The sequence below is a fragment of the Allokutzneria multivorans genome (assembly GCF_039537405.1).
GTDB lineage: Bacteria > Actinomycetota > Actinomycetes > Mycobacteriales > Pseudonocardiaceae > Allokutzneria > Allokutzneria multivorans.
On sequence record NZ_BAABAL010000028.1, the window covers coordinates 16,245 to 40,409 of the forward strand.

Annotated in this window: 28 protein-coding genes; 17 read left to right on the forward strand and 11 right to left on the reverse strand. The window is 70.4% G+C overall.

Annotated features, from left to right (window positions below; all coding sequences use genetic code 11):
• The first annotated feature begins 189 nt into the window (after positions 1-189).
• The 8 genes from ABD798_RS36510 to ABD798_RS36545 all read left to right on the forward strand — a co-directional run bounded on the left by ABD798_RS36510 (position 190) and on the right by ABD798_RS36545 (position 9,672).
• A complete protein-coding gene (locus ABD798_RS36510; RefSeq protein ID WP_344886047.1) occupies positions 190-822 on the forward strand; it encodes a GOLPH3/VPS74 family protein in 633 nt (210 codons plus the stop codon).
• A gap of 49 nt (positions 823-871) precedes the next feature.
• Complete coding sequence (locus ABD798_RS36515; RefSeq protein ID WP_344886050.1) at positions 872-2,389, forward strand: APC family permease; 1,518 nt, start codon at positions 872-874, stop codon at positions 2,387-2,389.
• 44 nt (positions 2,390-2,433) lie between these two features.
• Complete coding sequence (locus tag ABD798_RS36520; protein WP_344886053.1) at positions 2,434-3,972, forward strand: APC family permease; 1,539 nt, start codon at positions 2,434-2,436, stop codon at positions 3,970-3,972.
• Positions 3,973-4,082: 110 nt separating this feature from the next.
• Positions 4,083-5,618 carry an APC family permease gene (locus tag ABD798_RS36525; RefSeq protein ID WP_344886056.1) on the forward strand — a complete coding sequence of 512 codons (1,536 nt, stop codon included), beginning with the start codon at positions 4,083-4,085 and terminating at the stop codon, positions 5,616-5,618.
• Positions 5,619-5,825: 207 nt separating this feature from the next.
• Positions 5,826-6,764, forward strand: a complete 939-nt coding sequence (locus ABD798_RS36530; protein WP_344886059.1) for a ParA family protein — start codon at positions 5,826-5,828, stop codon at positions 6,762-6,764.
• A gap of 64 nt (positions 6,765-6,828) precedes the next feature.
• A complete protein-coding gene (locus ABD798_RS36535) occupies positions 6,829-7,647 on the forward strand; it encodes a segregation and condensation protein A (protein WP_344886207.1) in 819 nt (272 codons plus the stop codon).
• Positions 7,648-8,204: 557 nt separating this feature from the next.
• Entirely contained in the window at positions 8,205-8,939 is a 735-nt protein-coding gene (gene scpB, locus ABD798_RS36540; RefSeq protein WP_425549333.1) for an SMC-Scp complex subunit ScpB, read from the forward strand.
• The gene (locus ABD798_RS36545) at positions 8,932-9,672 is read left to right on the forward strand and encodes a pseudouridine synthase (RefSeq protein ID WP_344886062.1); all 741 of its coding nucleotides are present in this window, start codon (positions 8,932-8,934) and stop codon (positions 9,670-9,672) included. The genes scpB and ABD798_RS36545 overlap by 8 nt, the downstream gene beginning before the upstream one ends.
• Positions 9,673-9,988: 316 nt before the next feature.
• On the opposite strand, the gene ABD798_RS36550 is transcribed toward ABD798_RS36545, so the two are convergent.
• Positions 9,989-11,434, reverse strand: coding sequence for an LVIVD repeat-containing protein (locus ABD798_RS36550; protein WP_344886065.1), 1,446 nt, complete (start codon positions 11,432-11,434; stop codon positions 9,989-9,991).
• A gap of 163 nt (positions 11,435-11,597) precedes the next feature.
• On the opposite strand from ABD798_RS36550, the gene ABD798_RS36555 reads away from it, so the two are divergent.
• From ABD798_RS36555 to ABD798_RS36595, 9 genes are all read left to right on the forward strand, one after another.
• Positions 11,598-12,287 carry a DUF305 domain-containing protein gene (locus tag ABD798_RS36555; protein ID WP_344886068.1) on the forward strand — a complete coding sequence of 230 codons (690 nt, stop codon included), beginning with the start codon at positions 11,598-11,600 and terminating at the stop codon, positions 12,285-12,287.
• 375 nt (positions 12,288-12,662) lie between these two features.
• Complete coding sequence (locus ABD798_RS36560; RefSeq protein WP_344886071.1) at positions 12,663-13,352, forward strand: response regulator transcription factor; 690 nt, start codon at positions 12,663-12,665, stop codon at positions 13,350-13,352.
• On the forward strand, positions 13,349-14,710 hold the full coding sequence (locus ABD798_RS36565) for a HAMP domain-containing sensor histidine kinase (RefSeq protein ID WP_344886074.1): 1,362 nt from the start codon (positions 13,349-13,351) through the stop codon (positions 14,708-14,710). Before ABD798_RS36560 ends, ABD798_RS36565 begins: the two co-directional genes overlap by 4 nt.
• Before the next feature lie 131 nt (positions 14,711-14,841).
• On the forward strand, positions 14,842-15,678 hold the full coding sequence (locus ABD798_RS36570; RefSeq protein WP_344886077.1) for a hypothetical protein: 837 nt from the start codon (positions 14,842-14,844) through the stop codon (positions 15,676-15,678).
• Between the two features lie 25 nt (positions 15,679-15,703).
• Positions 15,704-15,979 (forward strand): hypothetical protein, encoded by a 276-nt coding sequence (locus tag ABD798_RS36575; protein WP_344886080.1) that lies wholly within the window; start codon positions 15,704-15,706, stop codon positions 15,977-15,979.
• A gap of 79 nt (positions 15,980-16,058) precedes the next feature.
• Positions 16,059-17,432, forward strand: coding sequence for a ferredoxin reductase family protein (locus tag ABD798_RS36580; protein WP_344886083.1), 1,374 nt, complete (start codon positions 16,059-16,061; stop codon positions 17,430-17,432).
• Between the two features lie 13 nt (positions 17,433-17,445).
• Positions 17,446-17,850, forward strand: a complete 405-nt coding sequence (locus tag ABD798_RS36585) for an FMN-binding protein (RefSeq protein WP_344886086.1) — start codon at positions 17,446-17,448, stop codon at positions 17,848-17,850.
• Positions 17,847-18,620: an FAD:protein FMN transferase gene (locus tag ABD798_RS36590; protein ID WP_344886089.1), complete on the forward strand. Its 774-nt coding sequence runs from the start codon at positions 17,847-17,849 to the stop codon at positions 18,618-18,620. The genes ABD798_RS36585 and ABD798_RS36590 overlap by 4 nt, the downstream gene beginning before the upstream one ends.
• 11 nt (positions 18,621-18,631) lie before the next feature.
• Complete coding sequence (locus tag ABD798_RS36595) at positions 18,632-19,237, forward strand: hypothetical protein (RefSeq protein ID WP_344886092.1); 606 nt, start codon at positions 18,632-18,634, stop codon at positions 19,235-19,237.
• 95 nt (positions 19,238-19,332) lie between these two features.
• On the opposite strand, the gene ABD798_RS36600 is transcribed toward ABD798_RS36595, so the two are convergent.
• The 10 genes from ABD798_RS36600 to ABD798_RS36645 all read right to left on the reverse strand — a co-directional run bounded on the left by ABD798_RS36600 (position 19,333) and on the right by ABD798_RS36645 (position 24,136).
• Positions 19,333-19,926, reverse strand: coding sequence for an alkaline shock response membrane anchor protein AmaP (locus tag ABD798_RS36600; RefSeq protein WP_344886094.1), 594 nt, complete (start codon positions 19,924-19,926; stop codon positions 19,333-19,335).
• Positions 19,923-20,459 carry a DUF6286 domain-containing protein gene (locus tag ABD798_RS36605; protein WP_344886097.1) on the reverse strand — a complete coding sequence of 179 codons (537 nt, stop codon included), beginning with the start codon at positions 20,457-20,459 and terminating at the stop codon, positions 19,923-19,925. The genes ABD798_RS36600 and ABD798_RS36605 overlap by 4 nt, the downstream gene beginning before the upstream one ends.
• A gap of 5 nt (positions 20,460-20,464) precedes the next feature.
• A complete protein-coding gene (locus tag ABD798_RS36610) occupies positions 20,465-20,881 on the reverse strand; it encodes an Asp23/Gls24 family envelope stress response protein (RefSeq protein ID WP_344886100.1) in 417 nt (138 codons plus the stop codon).
• Positions 20,878-21,057 carry a hypothetical protein gene (locus tag ABD798_RS36615; protein WP_344886103.1) on the reverse strand — a complete coding sequence of 60 codons (180 nt, stop codon included), beginning with the start codon at positions 21,055-21,057 and terminating at the stop codon, positions 20,878-20,880. Before ABD798_RS36615 ends, ABD798_RS36610 begins: the two co-directional genes overlap by 4 nt.
• 43 nt (positions 21,058-21,100) lie before the next feature.
• Positions 21,101-21,367, reverse strand: coding sequence for a hypothetical protein (locus ABD798_RS36620; protein ID WP_344886106.1), 267 nt, complete (start codon positions 21,365-21,367; stop codon positions 21,101-21,103).
• Positions 21,360-21,653: a hypothetical protein gene (locus ABD798_RS36625; RefSeq protein ID WP_344886109.1), complete on the reverse strand. Its 294-nt coding sequence runs from the start codon at positions 21,651-21,653 to the stop codon at positions 21,360-21,362. Before ABD798_RS36625 ends, ABD798_RS36620 begins: the two co-directional genes overlap by 8 nt.
• A 2-nt stretch (positions 21,654-21,655) precedes the next feature.
• Positions 21,656-22,150 (reverse strand): Asp23/Gls24 family envelope stress response protein, encoded by a 495-nt coding sequence (locus ABD798_RS36630; RefSeq protein WP_344886112.1) that lies wholly within the window; start codon positions 22,148-22,150, stop codon positions 21,656-21,658.
• 107 nt (positions 22,151-22,257) lie between these two features.
• On the reverse strand, positions 22,258-22,839 hold the full coding sequence (locus tag ABD798_RS36635; protein ID WP_344886114.1) for an anti-sigma factor family protein: 582 nt from the start codon (positions 22,837-22,839) through the stop codon (positions 22,258-22,260).
• On the reverse strand, positions 22,836-23,360 hold the full coding sequence (locus ABD798_RS36640; RefSeq protein ID WP_344886213.1) for an RNA polymerase sigma factor: 525 nt from the start codon (positions 23,358-23,360) through the stop codon (positions 22,836-22,838). The genes ABD798_RS36635 and ABD798_RS36640 overlap by 4 nt, the downstream gene beginning before the upstream one ends.
• Before the next feature lie 20 nt (positions 23,361-23,380).
• On the reverse strand, positions 23,381-24,136 hold the full coding sequence (locus tag ABD798_RS36645) for a pyrimidine reductase family protein (protein ID WP_344886117.1): 756 nt from the start codon (positions 24,134-24,136) through the stop codon (positions 23,381-23,383).
• Positions 24,137-24,165 lie beyond the last annotated feature (29 nt).

Consider the following 24,165-nt stretch of genomic DNA (forward strand, 5'->3'; position numbering starts at 1 on the left):
CGCGCCGAAACTACTCTTGGCAATGGCGCTAGCATTTCGCCTCTCCAAAGGCTCTGCGCGACTCAAGTGACGGTGCGACAAGGTGACGGTGGTGACGGTGGTGGAGACGGCGGTGGCGTGTCGGCGCGTCTTACTGGCGCGACGTTCTGACGTTCGACCCCGGACCCGCACCGGCGGGGAGTTCTGACCGTGCCCCTGCTGCTCGCGGACGACTACTACCTCATCGCGCACGACGACGTCTCCGGCACCGCCCGGTGCGGCGAGGGACGCGCCGGGCTCGGCCTGGCCGGGGCGCTGCTCGGCGAACTCGTGCTCTTCGGGTCCATCGACATCGAACGCCGCAACATCGTCATCCTGGACGCGCCCTCGCCCGGCGACGCGCTCGCCCGCGCGCTGCTGGAGGAGCTGATGCGCAACGGCGACGTCACCTCGGTGCCGGACTGGTTGCAGTACCTCAGCCAGAAGGCGCAGTCCCAGGTCGTGCAACGGCTCCTGCACGCGGGCCACCTGCGCGCGACCGAGGTCAGGCGCATGTTGCAGACCCGCACGGTCTACGTGCCGACCGACATGAACGTGGCCGCGTGGGCCGCCGCCCGGCTGGCGAACGCGCTCGGCAAGAACGAGCAGCTCTCCGTCCCTGACATCGTGCTCTCCGGTCTGGTCGTGGCGACCGAACTGGAGGCCGAGGTCTTCCAGCACTCCGCGCACGAGGTCGCCAGGCCCCTGCGGCGCCAGCTCACCGGGCTGCCCGCCGCGCTGCGCGCACTGCTCAGCGAGACCGAGGCCGCCGTCGGCGACGCGGTCCTGCGCCACCGCCGTTAGCCCCCGTCCAGCACGCCGTCCTGACCCCCACCCGAGTCGAGGTAGGCCGATGTACACGACCCCGAAGCCCGGCCGGACCGGACGAGGAAGAGTCACCTCCGCGCTGGCCAAGGATCGCCTCGGCGTGCCCGCGGTGACCTACTTCGCCGTCTCCATGGGGTCGCCGCTGCTCGCGACAGCGGGGGTCATCACGACGGGCTACGCCATCACGGGCCAGGTCGGCATCCCGATCGGCTTCGTGGTGATGGCGGCGGTGCTGGCGCTGTTCTGCGTGGGCTACGTGACCATGGCGCCGTACGTGCCCAACGCGGGCGCGTTCAACGCCTACGTCAGCAAGGGCCTCGGCAGGCCCGCCGGGGTCGCCGCGGGCTGGATGGCGCTGCTGTCCTACAACGCCATGCAGGTGGGCCTCTACGGCGCGCTTGGCGATGCGGCGAAGCCGCTGTTGCAGGCGTGGTTCGGCGTCGACATCGCGTGGTGGGTGATCGCGCTGATCGGCTGGGCCGTGGTCGCGGTCCTGGGCATGCAGCACATCGACCTCAACGGCAAGGTCCTCGCGGTGCTGCTGGCCGCGGAGGTCCTGGTCATCCTCGTGTACGCGATCTCCTCGCTGTTCCACCCCGCCGAGGGCGGTCCGAGCTTCGCCGCGCTGGAGCCCTCGCACCTGTTCGAGCCGGGTGTCGGAGCGCTGCTCGCGTTGGCGCTGCTGGCCTTCATCGGCTTCGAGACGGCCGTGGTCTTCAGCGAGGAGGCTCGCTCGCCGGGCCGCACCGTCCCGGTCGCCACCTTCGTCGCGCTCGGCGTGATGAGCGTGCTCTACCTGCTGGCCTCGCTGGCGATGAGCGTCGCGGCCGGACCGGCCAACATCGGCGCGATGGCCCACGAGCACGGCTCGGGGCTGGTGTTCCACCTCGCGGGCGAGCAGCTCGGCCCCGTCATGGTCGGCATCGGCCGCTTCCTCTACTTCACCAGCGTGCTGGCCTGCATGATCGCCGTGCACAACACCGCGGCGCGCTACGCCTTCGCCATGGGGCGCGAGCGGGTGCTGCCCGCGGTGTTCGGGCGGACCTCGCACCGCAACAGCTCGCCGAAGATCGGCTCGATCTCGCAGAGCGCGCTCGGCCTCGCGGTGATCGTCGTCTACGCGGTCATCGGCGGCGATCCGCTGCGCGACCTGTTCTACCTGTGGAACTCCGCCGGAGCGCTGGGCATCCTGATCCTGCTGACGCTGACCTCGATCACGGTCCTGGTCTTCTTCGCCCGCAACCCCTCGCGCGAGCCGCTCTTCCGGCGCGTGGTGGCCCCCGCCATCTCCTCGGTCTGCACGGTGATCGCGCTCGTGCTCGTGCTGATCAACCTCGACAAGGTGTTCGACCTGCCTGCCTCCTCCCCGGTGCTGCTGGCGATCCCAGGCGCGTACGTGCTCATCGCCGTGCTCGGCCTGCTGTGGGGGCTGCACCTGCGGGCCCACAAACCGGACATCTACGCCAACATCGGTCTCGGTGCCAAGAGCGCGGCGCGCACCGGGCTCGGGCTCGGCCTCGGTTCCTCCGAGGAGCAGCAGTAGCGGACGACCGTCCCATCCCCTCCCCATCCCCCGGAGCACCGCCAATGTTCAGCACTGACTCACCAGGAGGGGCGCCCGACGTCACCTCGGCGCTCGCCGCCGACCGACTGGGCGTCCCCGCGGTGACGTACTTCGCCATCTCGATGTGCGCGCCGTTCACCGTGGTGGCGGGAGCCATCACCACCGGCTACGCGCTCACCGGCCAGATCGGCATCCCGATCGGCTTCCTGGCGATGGGTGTCGTGCTCGCGGTGTTCTGCGTGGGCTACGTGACGATGGCGCCGTACGTGCCCAACGCGGGCGCGTTCAACGCCTACATCGCGAAGGGGCTGGGCAGGCCCGCCGGTGTCGCGGCCGGCTGGCTGGCGCTGGTGTCCTACAACGCCATGCAGGTCGGCGTGTACGGGGCCTTCGGCGACGCCGCCCAGCCGCTGATCAAGAGCTGGTTCGGGGTGGAGATCGCCTGGTGGGCCATCTCCTTGGGCGCGTGGGCGGTCGTGGCGTTCCTCGGCATGCAGCACATCGACCTCAACGGCAAGATCCTCGCGGTGCTGATGGCCGCCGAGTGCCTGGTGATCCTGGTCTACGCGGTGTCCTTCCTGCTGAACCCGGCCGACGGCTCGGTCAGCTTCGAGACCCTGGACCCGGTGCACCTGTTCGAGCCGGGTGCGGGCGCGCTGTTCTCCCTGGCGATCCTCGGTTTCGTCGGCTTCGAGACGGCCGTGGTGTTCAGCGAGGAGGCCAAGGTCTCCGGGCGCACGGTCCCGGTCGCCACCTACATCTCCCTCGGCGTGACCACGTTGCTCTACGTGCTCGGCTCCTGGGCGATCAGCGTGGCCACCGGGCCGGGCAGGGTCGCGGAGCAGGCCAGGGCCAACGGCTCGGAGCTGGTCTTCCACCTCGCGCACGACCAGCTCGGCGTCGCGATGGTGGGCGTCGGCCGGTTCCTCTACGCGACCAGCGTGCTGGCGGGCCTGATCGCCTTCCACAACGCGGCGGCGCGCTACGCCTTCGCCATGGGCCGCGAGCGCATCCTGCCCGCGTTCTTCGCGCAGACCTCCTCGCGCAACAGCTCCCCGCGCGGCGGGTCCATGCTGCAGAGCGCGCTGGGCCTCGTCGCGATCATCGCCTTCGCGCTCGCGGGCCTGCACCCGCTGCGCGATGTGTTCTTCATCTGGACCAGCGCGGGCAGCCTGGGCATCCTGCTGCTGATCGTGCTGACCGCCTTCGCCGTCGTCGCCTTCTTCGCCAAGACGCTCACCCCCGAGAGCGCGTGGAAGCGCACGATCGCGCCGGTCCTGGCCGCCGCGAGCACGCTGGTGGCCTTCGTGCTGGTGCTGGCCAACTTCGACAAGACCCTGGACGTGGCCCCCGATTCGCCGCTGCGCTGGGCGATCCCGGGCGGCTACCTGGTGCTGCTGGTCCTGGGGCTGCTGTGGGGTTTCCGCCTGCGCAGGAGCAGGCCCAGGGTGTACGCCAACATCGGCCTCGGTGCCAAGAGCGTGACCCGCACCGGCCTCGGTCTCGGGCGGCCCGAGGACCAGGCGGACACCACGCAGTTCGCCCCGATCACCCGCTACTGAGCTGAATCACCTTCATCGTTCGGCGCCTCGGAGAACGCGGCGCGCACTGGCCTCGGCCTAGGAGCTCCCCCAAGCGCGTTTCACCTCCCACTTCCCCCGGAGCAGTGCCAATGTTCAACACCACCACAGGTGAGGACACCACGGTCACATCGGCCCTCGCGGCCGATCGGCTGGGCGTCCCCGCGGTGACCTACTTCGCCATCTCCATGTGCACGCCGTTCACGGTGCTCGCAGGCGTGACCACCACCGGCTACGCGGTCACCGGGCAGGTCGGCATCCCGATCGGCTTCCTGGCGATGGGCATGGTGCTCGCCGTGTTCTGCGTCGGCTACGTGACCATGGCGCCGTACGTGCCCAACGCCGGGGCGTTCAACGCCTACATCGCCAAGGGGCTCGGCAGGCCGCTGGGCGTCGCCGCGAGCTGGCTGGCGCTGGTGTCCTACAACGCCATGCAGATCGGCGTGTACGGCGCGCTCGGGGACGCCGCGCAGCCGCTGGTGCGGGCCTGGTTCGGCATCGACGTCGCCTGGTGGGTGATCTCGCTGGTCGGCTGGGCGATCGTGGCGTTCCTCGGCACCCAGCACATCGACCTCAACGGCAGGGTCCTCGCGGTGCTGATGATCGCCGAGTTGCTGGTGATCCTGGTGTACGCGCTGTCCTTCCTGTTCCACCCGGCCGGTGGCGCGGTGAGCTTGGAAACCCTTGCACCGCAACACCTCTTCGAGCCCGGTGTGGGTGCGCTGTTCTGCCTGGCCGTCCTCGGTTTCGTCGGCTTCGAGACGGCCGTGGTCTTCAGCGAGGAGGCCAAGGTCCCCGGGCGCACGGTCCCCGTCGCCACCTACCTCTCCATCGGGCTGACCACGCTGCTCTACGTGCTGGGCTCCTGGGCGATGAGCGTGGCCACCGGCCCCGGCCGGATCACCCAGCAGGCCGCCGAGCACGGCTCCGACCTGGTCTTCCGGCTCGCGCACGACCAGCTCGGCGTGATGATGATGAACATCGGCCGGTTCCTGTACGTGACGAGCGTGCTGGCCTGCCTGATCGCCTTCCACAACGCGGCGGCGCGCTACGCCTTCGCCATGGGCCGCGAGCGGTTGCTGCCCTCCTTCTTCGGCCAGACCTCGCACCGCAACAGCTCCCCGCGCGGCGGCTCGATCCTGCAGAGCGTGTTCGGGCTGGTGGCGATCGTCGCCTTCGCGATCGCCGGGCTGCACCCGCTGCGCGATGTGTTCTTCATCTGGACCAGCGCGGGCGCCATGGGCATCCTGCTGCTGATCGTGCTGACCTCCTTCGCGATCGTCCGGTTCTTCTCCAGGACGCTCACCAGGGAGAGCGCGTGGAAGCGCACGATCGCGCCGGTCATCGCCGCGGTGACCACGCTGGTGGCGCTGGTGATGGTGCTGGTGAACTTCGACGTGACGCTCGGCGTGCGGCCGAACTCCACGCTGCACTGGGCGATCCCCATCGGCTACCTGGTGCTGTTGCTCGCCGGCCTGGTGTGGGGCTTCCGCCTGCGCCGCAGCAAGCCCAGGGTGTACGCCAACATCGGCCTCGGCGCGAAGAGCGTCACCCGCACCGGCCTCGGCCTCGGGCGCCCCGAGGACCAGGACGACACCACGCGGTTCGCCCCGATCGACCGCTACTGAGGTCCTCGCCCCGACCGCCCGGGCCGGGTGGTCGGGGCGCCCCGGCCCGTCATCCACTCGGGTGCACCGTGCTGACCTGCCTTGACAACACGCCGCGCGTGACGTTGCTGATGTCGCCGAGCGGCGCCTAGGCTGCGGAAGGTCATGCGCGGATCATGATCCTCCGGGGCGGCCCGGGGCCAGCGGAGACTGAGGAGCCAGTTCGCCATGTCGACACCGCAACCGTCCTGGGGACGGTCCAGTGGTGAGGTGGCCGATCTCAACCTCGCACCGCGACCGGCCGACCACACCGACGAGGACATCGACTTCGGCGAGAGCGGGCTCGGCCCGACCGGCCGCCCGCTGCGCCAGGTCCCGGAGCCGCCGCTGGTCGCGGAGCACGGGCCCGCGCGCATCCTGGCCCTGTGCAACCAGAAGGGCGGGGTCGGCAAGACCACCTCCACCATCAACCTGGGCGCTGCGCTGGCCGAGTTCGGCCGCCGGGTGCTGCTGGTGGACTTCGACCCGCAGGGCGCGCTCTCGGTGGGACTGGGCATCCAGCCGCACCACCTGGACCGCACGATCTACAACGTGCTCATGGAGCGGGACACCACGGTCGAGGAGACGGTGCTGCGCACCTGCGTGCCCGACATGGACCTGCTGCCGAGCAACATCGACCTCTCCGCCGCCGAGGTGCAGCTGATCTCCGAGGTCGGCCGGGAGCAGACGCTGGGCCGCACGCTGCGGCCGGTGATCGACAACTACGACTACATCCTGATCGACTGCCAGCCCTCGCTCGGCCTGCTCACGGTGAACGCGCTGGCCGCCGCGCACGGCGTGCTGATCCCGCTGGAGTGCGAGTTCTTCAGCCTGCGCGGGGTGGCGCTGCTGATCGACACGATCGAGAAGGTGCGCGAACGGCTGAATCCCGACCTGGAGATCACCGGCATCCTCGCGACCATGTACGACCCCCGTACGCTGCACTCCCGCGAAGTGATGGCCCGCGTGGTCGAGGCGTTCGGAGAAATCGTGTTCGACACGGTGATCAACCGCACCGTCCGGTTCCCGGAGACGACCGTCGCCGGAGAACCGATCACCAGCTGGGCCCCGCGCTCGGGTGGTGCCAAGGCCTACCGGGCGCTGGCCCGCGAGGTGATCGCCCGGTGATGGTGTGAGCTCTGGCAGTGAGACACCGGCCGCCGTCGCCGAGGCCGGTGGCGAGCCGGTCGAGGTGCCACCGGCGGACGGCCGGTTCCGGGTGCGGCTGTCGAACTTCGAGGGACCGTTCGACCTGCTGCTGCAACTGATCTCGCAGCACGAGATGGACGTCACCGAGGTGGCGCTGCACAAGGTCACCGACGAGTTCATCTCGCACATCCGCGGCATGGGCTCGGACTGGGACCTTGACGAGACCACGGAGTTCCTGGTGGTCGCGGCGACCCTGCTCGATCTGAAGGCGGCGCGGCTGCTGCCCTCGGCGGAGGTGGAGAACGAGGAGGACCTGGCACTGCTGGAGGCGCGCGACCTGCTGTTTGCGCGGCTGTTGCAGTACCGGGCGTACAAGCAGGTCGCCGCCCTGTTCGGCGAGCTGGAGGCGGGGGCGCTGCGCCGCTACCCGCGCTCGGTGTCGATGGAGGACCGCTTCGCGGACCTGATGCCCGAGGTGATGCTCGGGGTCAGCCCGCAGCAGTTCGCCGAGATCGCCGCGACGGTGTTCCGGCCGAAGCCGCCGCCCACGGTGTCCTTGGCGCACCTGCACATGCACCAGGTGTCGGTGCGCGCCGAGGTCGCCGGGATCAGGGTGCGGTTGGCCGAGAGCGGGGAGCTGACCTTCAGCGAGCTGGTCTCCGACTGCGAGCACACCATGGAGATCGTGGCGCGGTTCCTGGCGCTGCTGGAGCTCTTCCGGGAGGCCGTGCTGCACTTCGAGCAGCCGGAGCCGCTCGGCGAGATGAGCGTGCGGTGGGTGGGCGGCAGCCTCGAGGAGGCCAAGCGGGACGCGGCGGCCGCGCTGGAGCGGGTCGCCAGGGACGAGGAGGAGTACGGGTGAACGACCCGGAGTCCACAGTGGACGGTCAGGGTTCCGGCTCTGGTTCTGCTTCTGGGGGGCGGCCGAGGCCCGCGTGGATGGCCGCCTCGGAAACCACGCGCAAGCAGCCCGTCGAGCTGCTGCTGGGCCTGCCCCGGCCGGAGGACGCCGCTTCCGAGGGGGCCGTCGACGCCGCGTGCGCCGAAGTCGGCGAGACCGAGGAGCCGGTGGACAGCGTTGTGGTGGCTGAGGAAGCCGCCGTAGCCGAGGCTGAGACCGTTGTCGCGACGGGCGAAGTCCCCGATTCCGCCGATTCCGCTGACGTTGTTGATTCCGCCGATGCCGCTGGTACCGAAACGGCTGGCACCGAAACGGCTGGCACTGACGCGGACGCCGCCGACACCGACCCGGTAGACGCGGATACGGCCGACGTCGACACGGCTGGTACCGACGCGGCGGTCGACGACGCCGCTGACAACGACATCGCTGGCGCCGTCCATGGCGCCGACACGGCAGATGCCGCCGACGACGCCGACAACATCGCTGACACTGACACTGACGCCGTCGCCGAGGACACCGTGGGCGAGGACGCGGAGGCGCGGCGGATCGCGGCGTACTCCGAGGCTGCCGGGCGCTTCGCCACGGGCGCGCCCGTGGCGACGGTCGACGAGGAGCCCGCGCCTGCCCCTTCGCCGGAACCGGAGTCGGAGTCGGACCCAGAACCGGAGCCGGAACCGGAGGGCGAGGAGATCGAGGAGGCCGCGCCGGAGCTGGTCGAGGACTCCGAACTGGAGGCGGCGCTGGAGTCGCTGCTGCTGGTGATCGACAATCCCGGCTCGGACGAGGTGCTGGCCGACGCGGTGAACCAGCCTGTTGCCAGGGTCGCGGCGGCGCTGCGCCGGTTGTCGGCGCGCTACACCGAGGCGGGCAGCGGGATCGACCTGCGGCGCGTCGCGGACGGCTGGCGCTTCTACACGCGGGACCGGTTCGCGCCGTACGTGGAGCGGTTCCTGCTCGACGGGCAGCGCGCCAAGCTGACCAGGGCCGCGCTGGAGACGCTCGCGGTGATCGCCTACCGCCAGCCGGTGACCCGGGCCAGGGTCGCGGCGGTGCGCGGCGTGAACGTGGACGGCGTCATCCGTACGCTGCTCGCACGCGGGCTGATCGAGGAGACCGGAGCCGACCCGGACACCAACGGCATCCTCTACCGCACGACCGAGCTGTTCCTGGAGCGGCTGGGGCTGACCTCGCTGGAGGACCTGCCCAAGCTCGCCCCCCTGTTGCCCGAAGTGGACATGATCGACGATGTATGACGAAGAGCCGGACGGCGTCCGGTTGCAGAAGGTCCTCGCGAAGGCGGGCGTGGGTTCGCGCCGCGTCGCCGAGGACATGATCGCCGACGGGCGGGTCAGGGTGAACGGCGAGATCGTCACCGAGCAGGGCCGCCGCGTCGACCCCGAGACCGCGGTCATCCACGTGGACGGCCTGCGCGTGATGATCACCGACGACCTGGCGCACGTCGCGCTGAACAAGCCGCGCGGCATGCACACCACGATGTCCGACGACCGGGGCCGCTCCTGCGTCGGCGACCTGGTGCGCGAGCGCGACGACCGGCTCTTCCACGTGGGCAGGCTGGACGCGGACACCGAGGGCCTGCTGCTGCTGACCAACGACGGGGAGCTGGCGCACCGCCTGATGCACCCGTCCTACAAGGTGTTCAAGACCTACCTGGCCGAGGTGCCCGGTCCCGTCTCCAAGGAGGTCGGCAGGCAGCTGCGGGCCGGGGTGGAGCTGGAGGACGGCCTCGTCGTCGTCGACGGCTTCAAGGTGAAGGACAACAACTCCGGCCGCGCCCTGGTCGAGGTCGTCCTGCACGAGGGCCGCAACCACATCGTGCGCCGGCTGCTGGAGGCGGTCGGCCACCCCGTGCAGCGCCTGGTCCGCACCGCGATCGGCCCGGTCTTCCTGAGCACCCAGAAGCCCGGCGTCATGCGTGACCTCACCGCGACCGAGATCGGCGAGCTCTACCGCCTCGTCGGCCTGTAGCCGCGCGAACCGCGGGCGTGGGCCCGGAGTGCTGGGCGTCCTCAAAACCCACAAGTCCCGCGAGGCAGCCGAGGGTTTGCCGTCGTTGGAGACCTCAGCGAAGGGGGTTGGGTGGTCTTGAAGACTGGTGAACCCGAGGCAGCTGTTGTGTACCCAATGTGGCATTTGTTTCGCCAGACGTAACCAGTGCCGCATTGGGTACGTCCGTGCTGCCCGTGTCCACGCCACGTGGAGTGCGTTGAACGGGTCGTTCAGCACGTGAACGACGAGGGCCGCCGCTCCTTCGCGGAGCGACGGCCCTCGTCGTGTCAGGGGCTCAGCCCAGGTAGTGGCCCTGGGACTGCGGGTTGAACTCGCGCATCCGGACGAACTGGGCGCTGAAGGTGCGCCAGTCGTTGAGCTCCAGCACGTCCAGGCCCTTCTGGATGTCGCTGGAGTAGATGTGGCCGTTGTAGTAGTAGGCCGACCACGAGCCGCCCGTCACCAGCTTGCTGGCGTTGTACGGGCCGCGCTCCCAGTGCGCGATCTCCACCGGGCGGGCGGAGTTGGTGAAGTCCCACACCGAGATCCCGCCCTGGTACCAGGCCTGCACCATGATGTCGCGGCCGAAGACCGGGATCAGCGAGCCGTTGTGGGCCACGCAGTTCTCGGTCTCGGTCTGCAGGCGCGGGATCTTGTAGTAGCTGCGGAACTCCAGCTTGCGCTTGTCGCCGCGGCCGGTGATGTCGTAGATCCCGTTCGCGCCGCGCACCTGGCCGATCGCCGCGGTGCACGCGGGGGCGCCACCGCCACCGAGCTCGTCGGTGAAGACGACCTTGGTGCCGTCGTTGTTGAAGGTCGCGGAGTGCCAGAAGGCGAAGTTCTTGTCGTCCTTCACCGTGTTGATCACGCGCGGCTTCTCGCGGTCGGAGATGTCGAACAGCACGCCCTCACCCATGCAGGCGCCGGCCGCGAGGTCCTTCTCCGGGTACGCGGTGATGTCGTGGCAGCCCGAGGTCGGCGTCACGTACGGCGCGGGGAACGAGCCGGGAATGCCGTTGTTGCCGCCGCCGGGGAAGAGCACCGGCTCGCCGACGAGCTTGGCCTGCGCCGGGTTCTTGACCGGGACCTTGATGATCGAGATCAGGTCGTGCGGGGGCTGGCAGTCCGGGAACGTCGCGTTCGGGCTGTAGGAGGAGACGTAGATGTAGACGTTCTGCTTGCGCTTGTCCGGCACCAGGGTGTTGGTGTGCGAACCGCACTTGGTCTCGATCGCCGAGACGTACTTCGGGTTGGCCTTGTCCTTGATGTCGAAGACCTTGATGCCCTCCCACGCGTCCTTCTCGGTCGCGGGCTTGGGAGTGCTGTTGCAGGAGTTGTCGCTGCGCGAGGAGTCGGTCGACAGGAACAGCAGGTCCCCGGAGACGGACACGTCGTTCTGCGAGCCAGGGCAGAGGACCTGGCTGACGATCTTCGGCTTCGCCGGCTTCGAGACGTCGTAGATGATGAAGCCGTCGTAGTTGCCCACCACCGCGTACTTGCCGGTGAAGGCGATGTCGGTGCCCAGCGCGGCCTCGGTGTTGAACGGGGCCTGCTTCGGGATGTTGGCGATCTGACGGATGTTGCGGCTCGACGAGATCTCGTTCTCGCCCGGAGTCGCCTGGACGGCGCTGTCCTGCGCCGCGGCCGTTCCGCCGACGACGGTCGTCAGCGACAACGCCAGCAGACCGGCGGCGGCGACTGCGATCGCACGCGCCGTAGTCCTCTTCTTACCCGGCGTCACGTAAATTGCTCCCCTCGACCACACGCGAGCTTCACGCCCGCACACGGGGGAGTCTGCGCGCCCGGCACCACGGCTTACAGGGCCGAATAGAGCATCTTTATGCAGTGGTTTACACAGGGACCCACGTGCTAGGCAGTACCGTTGTCCGCCGAGGACGATGAGCGTGGAGGCCGAGGAAGTGCAGAACGGGAACCGGCGTGGGCGTGCGCTGCGCGCCGCTGGGCTGGTGCTGGCGATGTCGGTGCCCGCGATCGTGGCGGCTGGCTGCTCCGCGTCAGGCAGGGACGAGTCCTCCTCCCACCCGGTGATCCTCCCCGGTGGCCCCGGACAGTCCGCGCGGACCATTCCCGCAGATCAGGCCGCTGGCGCGCAGCAGAAGCCCAAGCCGAACGACGCCGACGCGCTGTACGTGGAGCGGATGATCCCGCACCACGCGCAGGCGCTGGAGATGACCAAGCTCGTGCCTTCGCGTGCCGCCGCCGAACCGGTCAAGACGATGGCCGACCGGATCGAGAAGTCGCAGGGCCCGGAGATCGAGGCCATGAAGGCCTGGCTGCGCAACAACGGCAAGCCCGTCCCGGGAACCGGGCACGAGCACGGTGGCGACGCGTCCCAGCATGCGGGAATGCCGGGCATGGCGACGCCGGAGCAGCTGCGCGAGCTGGCCGGGCTGACCGGTGCTCCGTTCGAGAAGCGCTTCGTGGAGCTGATGATCGCCCATCACGAGGGCGCGCTGGTGATGGCCGAGCAGGTCCGCCGCGACGGCGCCGACGTCTTCGTCGAGCAGATGGCCGACGACGTCGTCGCCACCCAGACCGCCGAGATCGCCCGCATGCGCTCCCTCCTCCGCTGACTCCGGCCCCCTCGCACACGCCAACGCCTCCTTCGGTGCGTTGAGAGCCCTGAACGACCCCTTCAGGTACTTGAACTCCCCGAACGGCCCTTTCAGGTACTTGAGCGCACCAAACGACCCGTTCAGCTCCTTCAACGCACTGAACGGGGCGTTCGGGGAGTTGAGCGCACTGAACGGGCCGTTCGGGTACTTGGACGATGCCCTCAATGACTCATTCATGTGGTTGAGCGTGCTGAATGAGTCATTGAGGGAGCTCAACGCCCTGAATGAGTCATTCAGGGCTTAAGCGGCGCGGAGTGCGGCGCGGGCGAGGTGGGGAGGCGCGCGGGGGCTTGAAGGGGTACTGAGCGGGCGGTGTGCGCGAAGATGGCGGGCATGCACCTGTTGGTGGTGGACGACGAGCCTGCCGTGCGCGAGAGCCTGGAGCGGAGCCTGCTCTTCGAGGGCTACACCGTGGAGACGGCGGAGGACGGGCAGCGCGCGCTCGATCGGGTGCTGGACCCCAACGGGCGCAAGCTGGACGCCTTGGTGCTCGACCTGATGATGCCGGGCGTTGACGGCCTGGAGACGTGCCGCAGGCTGCGCAGTGCGGGCGCGGACGTGCCGATCCTGATGCTGACCGCGCGCGATGCGGTGAGCGACCGCGTGTCGGGGCTCAACGCGGGCGCCGACGACTACCTGCCGAAGCCGTTCGCGTTGGAGGAGTTGCTGGCCCGCCTGCGAGCGCTGTTGCGGCGCGGCCGGGTGGTGGCGGAGTCGGACGGGGTGCTCAAGTACGAGGACCTCGTGGTCGACGTCGGCACCCGCGAGGCGCACCGCGCGGGCGAAGAGATCGAGTTGACGCGCACGGAGTTCGACCTGCTCGCGCTGTTCCTCTCCGCGCCGAAGCAGGTGTTCACCCGCAAGCAGTTGTTGCGCGAGGTGTGGGGCTACGACTACGACCCGGGCACGAACATCCTCGACGTCTACGTGGGCTATCTCCGCCGCAAGACCGAGGTCGGCGGGGCGTCGCGGTTGCTGCACACGGTGCGCGGGGTCGGCTACGTGCTGCGGACACGCGCATGAAGGAGCGGAAACTCCTGCTGCGCAGCCGCATCGCGCTGGTGACGGCCTTGGTGGTGGCGCTCGGGATCATCGTGGTGAGCGTGTTCGCGTGGTTCAGCGCGGACCTGACGATGCGCCGCCAGATCGACGCCTCGTTGCAAACGGCCTCGCCGGCGAAGGAGCTGACCAAGCCCGGCGTCGATCCGGAGTCGCTGTGCGGCCCGGATCAGGGGCCGCAGGGCTACCAGAAGTACATCGTCGGCGTGCAGCTGCTCCGGCCGGACGGGACGACGTGCTGCCCGAAGGGCGTCGACAAGGTCAGGCTCGGCCCGCGCGACTGGGAGCCGATGCCGAAGTTCCGCAACGGTTTCACCTACGGCCGAGTCGGCGTGCGCGTGCTCATCGAGCCGGTCGGCGCGGGCTACGCGGTGGTGACCAGCCGTTCCATGGCCGACGTGCGGGACACGTTGCGGCAGCTCGGAACCCTGTTCGGCGTCGTCTCCGTGATCGGGGTCGTCGTGGCCGCCGCGGCGGGACTCCTGCTGACCAGGCTCGCGCTGCGCCCGGTGGAACGGCTCACCAAGACCGTCGAGCACATCGCGGAGACCGAGGACCTGGCCGCGCCGGTCGACGTGCGCGGGCGCGACGAGATCGGCAGGTTGGGGCGCGCGTTCTCGCGGATGACGAAGTCCCTCGCGGAGTCCCGCAAACGCCAACAGGACCTGGTCGCGGATGCGGCGCACGAGCTGCGCACGCCGTTGACGAGCATGCGCACCAACGTGGACCTGTTGGTGCGCAGTGAGAAGACCGGCAGGCCGATCCCGGACGAGCAGCGCCGCGCGTTGCTCACCAGCTTGCAGGAACAGGCTAGAGAACTGGGCGACCTGGTTGGAGAACTCGTTGTGCTGGCACGGGATGAGCGCGAGACGGAGCGCGTTCCGGTGTCGATGGGAGCCGTGGTCGACCGCGCGGTGGAACGCGCGCGAGCCAGAGCGCAGGGCCACGTGTTCGACGTGCGCAGCCAACCCTGGACCGTCGTGGGCGATCCGGGCGAGCTGGAGCGCGCGGTGCTGAACCTGTTGGACAACGCGGTCAAGTTCTCGCCGCCCGGCTCGACCGTGCGCGTCCGTTCGGCCGAAGGCGACATCACCGTTGCGGACGCTGGACCTGGGATCGCGGCGGACGAGAGAGCCATGGTGTTCCAACGGTTCTGGCGTTCGGAGTCCGCGCGCAGCCTCCCCGGTTCCGGGCTCGGACTGGCGATCGTGGCGCAGACCGCTGCGGCGCACGGCGGCTCGGTGGAGTTCGTCGAGCCAATCGATGGCATCGGTGCTAGCGTGCGCTTTCGCCTGCCCGTGATGCGAACTGATGCGAACTGATCTCTAGAGTTTCGGCACCTTGGTCTGCCCCTTCGTGCACCGGCCCTGAGTAGAAACCCCCTTATTCGGCAACGGATTCCCGAGCAGCTTGGGATGTGGAGTGAGGGGCACTCCACAGAAGGGGTCCTGCTATGCGAGTCGAACTCGAAGTCTTCTCCGGACGGGCGAACCCGGTGTGGCACTTGGACGACGGCCAGGTGAGGGAGGCGCTCGACCGGTTCTCCGGCCGCGCCCTCGCCGAACCGGCCGAGCTGCCCGACCAGCTCGGCTTCCGCGGTCTCGTGCTGTCGTCGGACTCCGACGACCCGTCGGAAAGCCATCTGCCGCAACGGTTCGCCATCGGAGCCGCACCGGACTCGAAGGAGGCGCTCTCGGCGGACGAGTCCGTCGACGCGGTCAGCTGGCTCCTGGAAACCTCGCGGCACCACGTGGACGACCAGATCCGCGAGCACGTCATGCGGGCACTGCGCGGCAACCTGGAGAGCCGCTCGGTGGAGTCGAAGGCCGACCTCGCGCCCGCCGCGCCGTGCCAGCCGTACCACACGCCGTACAACCCGGGTTTCTGGAACAACGACCCGAACGTCCGCACGCGCAACAACTGCTACAACTACGCGGTCAACCGCCGCACTGACACCTTCGCCCAGCCGGGCCGCCAGTGCGGGCACCAGTACACCTCGCTGACCTGTGCGGCGGTGCGCGCGGCCGCCCTGTGCGACGGCGTCCGGCCGTCCTGCGACGGACAACAGCGACTGGTCGCACTGGTGTGCTGGCCTGGTGGTGACTACCACTGGTACCGCTACCACTCCGACGGTTTCTGGGGCCACAAGCCCGGCCAGACCGCCGCGCGCAACACCGACAACTCCAACCAGGTCATCGGCGGCGCGCTGAACCCGGCGAACTGCAACCGCGGCCCGTACACGCAGTTCTGCGGATACTTCTGGGTGCCGGTCGGCTTGGTCATCCGCTGACCGAGGCGGTGGGAAGGAGAACGCGATGGAGATCGAGCTCGACGTGTTCAGCGGAGTCCCCAATCCCCGATGGACGCTGACCGACGCGGAGGCCGAGCACGTCGTGTCCCTCCTTCCCGCCAGCCCCCTGGAAACCCCGGAGACCGAGAGCGAGGGCCTCGGTTTCCGGGGCTTCCGCCTGCACAACCCCGAGCGCCGCTCGGGCCTGCCCGAGGTCGTGGAGCTGGGGCACGGGACCGGTGAGCTGGCCGCTCTGCTCACCGCGCAGGCGATTCACCACGGCTACGCCCACCTGCTGTGAAGCGCGCGTGAGGGCGGGTCTCATGCTTTTCTCATCGTGAACCGAAGCAGCGCTCATGTGAGGGCCGCACCGTTGTAGCGTGACCACGACATCTCCAGTCGCCCCTCCGCTGCCGACGGTGCGGCACCGCGCGTCCAGCCCCTGGGCCCGGCGCGCGCTGATCGGCGCGGGCGCCCTGTCGCTGCTCTTCGTCGTCGGGCTGTGGCTGAGCGGCGGAGGGCTCTCCTCGGACGGGACCGTCTCCGCGCTCGGCAGGCTCAGCGGGCTGCTCGCGTCGAACCTGCTGCTCGTCCAGGTCCTGCTGATGGCGCGGATTCCCTTGCTGGAGCGGCAGTTCGGCCAGGACAAGCTCGCGCGCCAGCACCGGCTCGTCGGCTTCACCTCGTTCTGGCTGATGATCGCGCACATCGTGTTGATCACCGCTGGTTACGCTGCCGCGTCGGGGTCGGGCTTACTGGAGCAGGGCTGGCTGCTGGTCACCACCTATCCCGGGATGCTCCTCGCGTTCGCGGGCGCGGTCGCGCTGATCGCCGTGGTGGTGCTGTCGATCAGGGCCGCGCGCCGCCGGCTGCGCTACGAGTCCTGGCACCTGATCCACCTCTACGCCTACCTCGGCGTCGGGCTCGCGCTGCCGCACCAGCTGTGGACCGGCGCCGAGTTCCTCAACTCCCCGCTGGCCACCGCGTACTGGTGGAGCGCTTACGTGGTGGCGCTCGCGGCTGTTCTGATCTTCCGCGTCGGCCTGCCGCTGTGGCGGTCCTGGCGGCACGGGCTGCGCGTCGTCGCGGTCGTGCCCGAAGCCCCCGGCGTCGTCTCGGTGCACATGTCCGGGCGCCAGCTCGACAAGCTCCCCGCGCGCGCCGGGCAGTTCTTCCTCTGGCGCTTCCTCGACGGGCGCGGCAAGTCGCGAGCCAACCCGTTCTCGCTTTCCGCCGCGCCGCAACAGGATCGACTCCGGATCACGGTCAAGGACCTCGGCGACGGCGGCGCGCGCGTGGCCACCGTCCGCCCTGGGACGCGGGTGTTGATCGAAGGCCCGTACGGCGCGGTCACCTCGGCGCGGCGCACCTCCGACAAGTCCCTGCTGATCGCGGCCGGAGTCGGCATCACCGCGATGCGCTCGCTGCTGGAGGAACTGGCTTTCCAGTCCGGCAAGGTGACCCTGCTCTACCGGGTCCGCTCGCGCGCGGAGGCGGTCTTCGCCGGGGAGCTGGACTGGTTCTCCGCCAACCGCGGCGTCACCGTGTCCTATTTGGACGGACAGCGTGGGGATTCGTGGCTGCCGCGCGGATACGGCGACGATGTCGAGGCCCTGTACCGGATGGTGCCCGATCTGCTTGAGCGGGACGTGTTCCTGTGCGGCCCCGTGCCGTGGATGGAGACCGTCGTCGCGACGCTGCGCACGGCCGGTGTCGACCGCGCGCGCATCCACTTCGAACGCTTCGCATGGTGACTGGGAGACGATGATGGGGCGCATTTCCTTCGCGCTGTTGAGCACCGTCGCGGTGCTGGTGCTGCTCTTCGGCTACCGCACGAGCACGGGCGAGTCCACCGAGCAGGTCCAGGCCGCTCCGGCACCCGTCGCTGACGGCGCGCGCACGGTCACCGGTCCGGCGGTGACCACCAGTCGCGGCGTGGTCCAGGTTCGGATCACTTTGCAGGACAACAAGATCTCGGCGGCGGAGGCGGTCCGCTTCCCCAACGAGCCCGGTCGGCACCGCGAGATCAACAGCCGTGCCGTCCCGTTGCTCAACGAGGCCGCGGTGCTCGCGCAGGGCGCTGACATCGACGCGGTCACCGGCGCGACGGCCACCAGCGAGGGCTACCGCGACTCGTTGCAGGCCGCACTGGACGAGGCGGGGTTGACATGAGTCGCACGGCTTGGGTCGAACAGATCATGGGCATGCCGGTGAGCGTGCACCTGCGTGGCGCTCCCGTCGGCGACGGCATGCCCGCGGCGGTCGCCGACGTCTTCGCCGAGCTGCGCGAGGTCGACCGCTTGTTCAGCACCTATCGCCCGGACAGCCAGATCAGCTTGCTGGGCAAGGGAGAACTCGAACTCGGCGACTGCGATCCCGCCATCGCCGAGGTGCTCGAGCTGTCCGACAAGGCCCGCGCCGCCACCGACGGCTGGTTCGACGTCCTGCTGCCGGAAGCCGACGGCACCTACCGGCTCGACCCCTCCGGGCTGGTCAAGGGCTGGGCCGTGGAGCGCGCGGCGGCCCGGCTCGGCAAGCGGTGGGCCGGGGACTACTACGTCAACGCCGGGGGCGACATCTCCTTGTGCGCCAGGGGAGAGCGGGCGTGGCGCATCGGCGTCGAGGGCGGCTCGGCGGACACGCTCGTCGGCGTGCTGCCGCTGTACGGGGGCGGGATCGCCACCTCCGGCAACGCCCACCGTGGCGGGCACCTCGTGCGCCCCGACACCGGCGCGCCCGCCGCCGAACTCGGCTCGGTGACGGTGGTCGGGCCGTCGCTGATGTGGGCCGACGTGCTCGCCACCGCCGCGTTCGTGCGCGGCGTCGGCGCGCTGGAGTGGTTGCAGACCCAGGACGGCTACGACGCCGTCGTCGTCGGCCTCGACGGCACCGTCGAGTGCACCACCGGCATCCGATCCGTTGTTGAACTGACTGCCAGCTAAGGAGAATCACCATGAGCGACGAGCGCAACGACAAGCCCGAACAGCCCACCGACAAGCACCAGCAGCGCCCTCAGCAGCCCGCCCCGTCGCAGGCGGGGCAGCCTCAGGCCAGCCAGCCGCAGCAGGCCCAGCCGCAACAGGCACAGCCGCAACAGGCACAGCCGCAGTCGGGACAGGCGCCGTCCGCCGAGACGCCGCCGCAGCCCGCACAGTCACAGACTGCCCAACCGCAGACCGCCCAGCCGCAACCAGGACAACACGACGCGGCACAGCCGCAGGCCGCGCACCAGCAGGCGGCCCAGCCGCAGCCGGAGCAACCGCAGGCCGCCCCGGTCCCTCCGTCTGCCCCGCCGAAGCAGCCGAAAATGCTGCACGCCAAGGCATGGGTGGCCGGGCTCGTCGCGGCAGGCCTGCTCCTGGTCGGCGGAGTCGGCGGCGCGCTCATCGCGAGCATCGGCGACGGCCACCGCGGACACAAGGACCGCCAGCTGTCCCGATTCGAGCAACGCCAAGACCGCTTCGGTGACCGCGGTTTCGGCCCTTACGGCCCCGGCAGGGGCGGCGAGCGCGGAGGCCCTCCCGGCTACGGCAACGGCGCCCCCGGCTACGGCAACTGACCCTCGACGTCGCTCTTACGTGCTGAATGACTCATTGAGGTACCTCAAGTACCTCAATGAGTCATTCAGGGCGCTGAAGTACCTCAATGAGTCATTCAGCTCACTCGGGACGGTTTGGAGGTGTCGAGTTCCAGGCGGATGGCGGTGGGGAGGTGGTCGACGCCGAGGGCGGAGCGGGCGCGGGCGAGCACGTCGGTGTCGAGGGTCTGCCAGATGCGGCGGATGTCGGTGCCGTCGGCCAGCCACAGGTAGAGGCGCAGCGCGGGTTCTTCGGCGGAGCCGACCAGGCGGGCCTTGGCGCGGCTGACGCCGGCGAGGGACTCGGCGTCGGCGCTGACCGCGTCGGTGACGGCGCCCGAGGTGACCTTGAGCCGACCGGCCGCGGAGCTGGACAGGAGCATGTCGGGCTGGCGCTCGGGGCGCAGCGAGCGGACCGTCCACAGGAGACCGACCACGAGCAGCACGATGCCGAGACCGATGCCGATCAGCTTCGTCCACTGTGGATTCGCGGCGATCCACTCTGCCAGCAGGGGGTCGAAGACCGAGCGCTGCGAACGGAACGTGCCGAGCCAGCCGAGGCCCACCACGATCGCCAGCGCGCCCGCGGCCACGGCGAGCAGGCCGAACAGCGACGTCAGGACTCGCTCGGCGCGGGCGGAGCGGGCGATGGCCTTGACGGGGCTCCTCACGAGGACTCCCTGGAGTTCTTCGGCGCGGCGACGGCCACGCGCACCTTGGGGTGCCTGGGCATCGGCAGGTCCTGGACGGTGCTCTGCACCAGCTCCGCGAGACTGGGCCGCAGCTCGGTGGACCTGCCGTTCGCGCGCACCTTGACCTTCTTGCCGGTGGCGACGACGGTGGCACCGCTGACGCCCTCGGCGGCCCGCACCTTGGTGCCGACCAGCCTGGCCAGCGTGCGCGGCGAGGTGGTCACGACGACCTCGTCGGCCGGATCGGACAGGCGCACATCCTTGCGGCGGGCGGTCGCGGCGACGAGCAGCAGGAGCAGCCCGAGCGCGACGACACCGCCCGCGAGCCACAGCACGGGCTCGCGGGACCAGGAGTAGGACTCCACGGTCGCCAGCCACTGGCGCCACGGCACGAGGGCCTCCCGCGAGCCCGGCTGGGCCAGCGACCAGGTCATCTCCACCGCGAGCACCGCGCCCCCGGCGGCGACGGCGAGGCCGAGCACCGTGGAGAGCAGTCGGAGCAGTAGTCGCATGGTCCTCACTCCACCTTGGCGGGCCGGTTCTCCGGCAGCAGCGCGGACACGGTCACGTCGACCGCGCGCACGCGGTGCCCGGTGATCCGGCCCATCTCGTCAATGAGCTTGGTGCGCAACGACTCCACGGCCTCGCGGACCGGCGAGGGGTAGCGCAGCGCCAGCTCGACCGCGATGTCCATCTCGCGGGCGTCGCCGGTGATCCGCGCCGTGGCGCCGTGCTCGCCGCCGAGCCTGCCGCGCGTGCGCACGGTGTCCGGGCAGTCGTCGACGATCCGCTGCACGAGCTTGCGCAGCACCGCCGGGTGGATCTCCAGCGAGCCCCGCTCGGACCCCTCGCCGGGGGACTCCCCGGCGAGGACGTCCTCCGGCAGGGCTTCGCGCTGCTCCGGGACCTCGACGGCCGTCGCCGGAGCGCTCACCTGTCCCGGCCCCTGCCGAGCAGCTCGCCGAGGTCCAGCTCGCCGTCCAGCACCCGGCCGATGACCAGGCCCAGCACGCCGACCGCCAGCGAGATGATCACGGCGGAGAAGCCGCCGACGGCTCCGGCGGCCCCGAGGATGAGACCGGCGAGCAGACCGATCTGGGATGTGTTCATGACTTCCCTGCCTTCTCACGACTGGTGCTGGTGACTGGTGTTCTCAGCGAACGCGGGGCGGGCGGCCACGCCGGGACCGCCAGCGCTGGAGCAGGCCCCGGACGCCCCGCCGCCGGACGACGAAGGAGACCTCGTCGGCCGGGGCGGCGTTCCCCCGGGGCTCGCCGAACTCCGCGCGCAGCCGGGCAAGGCCGGCGACGAACTCGTCCGGATCACCCCCGACGTCGGGGTGGTGCGCGCGGACGAAGTCGCGGATCGCCGCGCGCCGTTCTCGTTCCCTTGCTGAAGCGGGCTCGGAGTGCTCAGCCATCACCGGCCAGCACCACGTCGGTCACCGTGACGTCCACCGGGACGTCGCCGGTGACCAGCCGCACCCGTGCCCGCAGGTCGTCGACCACCTCGGGCAGCGAGCCGCCGAGGGTGAGCACGACGCCGATCTCCACCGCCTCGCCGGGACCGCCCGCCCTGACCCCCTCCACCCGGCGGCCCGGGAGGTAGGAGGCCAGCGCCCCGAACGGGCCCGGGTCGAGCCGGTGCACGGCGGGGTGGGCGAGCACGGTCTCGGCGATGGTGTCGGCCAGCTCGGTGCTGCTCACGGTTACTCGACCCGGGACTTGCCCGAGTCACCCGCGGACGAGTCGTCGTCGCCGTTGGTGTCCGGCAGGTGGATGTCGTTGACCGAGATGTTGACCTCGATCACCTCCAGCCCGGTCATCCGCTCCACGGCGGTGATCACGTTGCGGCGCACCGCCCTGGCGAGGTCCACGATGGACGCGCCGTACTCCACGACGATGTCAAGGTCGATCGCGGCCTGCTTCTCGCCGACCTCGACCGCCACGCCGGTGCTGACCGAGGTGCCGCCGCCGGGGATGCGCTCGCGCAGGGCGCCGAACGCGCGGGAGACGCCGCCGCCCATCGCGTGGACGCCGGAGATCTCCCTGGCCGCGATGCCCGCGATCTTCTGCACCACCGAGGAGGCGATGCTGGTCTTGCCCTGCGAGGTTTCGTCGGCGAGCCGGGCCGGAGTCGTCGAGGCCACGCGCTGCACGGGGGCCGTGGTCGACTCGGTCTTGGTGGGGCTGCTCTGAGCCATGGGTGTTTCCCTTTCCGATCACGCCTCGTGGTGTGTGGAGCCGTCGACGCGTAGTTCGACGGTCACATCGGAATGGATGCCCCTCGGCCGAAGAACATCTCGTTTTGTCACTCGAACGGGGGTAGACGAAGCTCCGGTCGTGGCGGGAGCACGTCGATGACCTCGACCGACACCTCAGGGGCCGCAGCACCGACGGACTCGCGCAGCTTCTCCACCAGTCGCTGCGCGATCGTGTCGGCGACCTCGACCGCGGGCACGCCGTAGCGCACCGCGATCTCCACCTGGATGACCTTGTCCACTGTGGACAGTCCGCGCAGGTGCACTCCTGGGAGGTCCAGCAGCACGTCGGCCGCGTGCCCCCTGGCGAGCAGCAGCAGCGCGCGCCTGCTCACCTGGAGCGTGCCGCCCTCCTGCTCCACCTCGGCGGGCTCGGAGAAGGCGTGCTCGCGCAGTCCGCGCACGGTGCCGAGGACCCGCGACAGCAGGCCGTCGGGCAGCTCGACCGGGGTGGCCGCCACCGCGCGCACGGGACCCCACCGGTTCTCCAGCGCCGCGATCTCGGCGCGGCAGTGCTCGCAGGTGCGGGCGTGCTCGGCCAGCGCGGTGTCGCTGGGCTCCAACCCGCCGTCGACGACCAGGTCGAGCAGCTCGCCGACGGTGTGGCCGCAGGGCAGCGCTGATCCGCTCATCGCAGCTCCTCCAACTTGGCGAGCAGGGCCACCCTTGCCCGGTGCAGCCGTGAGCGCAAGGCCGCGACGCTGACCTCCAGCACGGACGCGACCTCCTCGTAGCTCATCCCCTCCAGTTCCCGCAGCACCAGGGGTACCCGCTGGCTCGGTTCCAACAGCGCGATCGCGCGCAGCACCGCGTCGACCTTCTCCCGGCTCAGCGCCGCCTGCTCGGGGGTCGGCGAGCGGTCGGCGAGCGCGGACTCGACCTTGCCCTCCGGCTCCAGCGGCACGGTCGGTCTGCGTCTGCGCAGGTGCGCGAGCGCGGCGTTGGTGACCACCCGGTAGAGCCACGTCGTCGGGGCCGCCTCGCCGCGGAAGCCCGCCATCGACCGCCACGCCGAGACCCACGCCTCCTGCACGACGTCCTCGGCGTCGGCCGGGTCCCCGACGATGCGCAGCGCCACGCGGTAGAGCTTGGTGGTGTGCCGCCGGACCAGCGCGTCGAAAGCCGCGACGTCCCCGCCCGCCGCCGCTGCCATCAGCTCCTGGTCGTCGCCGGTCACGGCGCGCGTTCCCGGCCGTAGCGCAGCAGCAGCGCGTCGTCCTCGTGCAGCACGGACACCAGCGACAGCGCGCGCGGCCGCTCGGGCAGCGGCCCCGTCGCGATCCGCCCGGCGTCCCCGCCCACGAGCAGGGGGGACATCGTCAGGCACAGCTCGTCGACGAGGTCCTCGGCGATGAGGTTGCCGAACAGCGTCGGCCCACCCTCGCAGTCGACCTTGTGCAGCCCGCGCTCGCCCAGCTCGGCCAGCGCCAGGCGCAGGTCGACCCGGTCCTGCCCGGCGACGATCACCTCAGCGCCCGCCGCGGCGACGTCCTTGCGCGCGGACGCGGGGGCCGACGAGCTGGTGAACACCAGCGGCGGCACGGCCGTGTCGGTGAGCAGCGGGGAGTCCGGGGCCAGCGCGCAGCGCCCGGTCACCAGCGCGATCGGCGGCACGGGGGACAGCCCGAGGCGCCGCCGCCGCTCAGCGCGCCGCTGCGTCACGGGCACGCCGCCGTAGCCCTCGACCACGGCCGTGCCCAGTCCGACGAGGACGACGTCAGCCAGGTCGCGCCCGAGCTGGAACACCCTGTGGTCGGCCGGGGTGGACAGCCCGCGCGAGCGACCGGACACGCTCACCGCACCGTCCACACTGGACACGAAGTTGACCCGCACCCACGGCCGCTCCAGCGGCGCGGGGTAGGCGTAGAACTCCTCGATCCGGCCCTCGTCGAAGGGCTCGTCGGGTTGCGCTGACCAGAGGCTGTCCACGAGCCCATCCCAGCACGGGCACCGGCTGG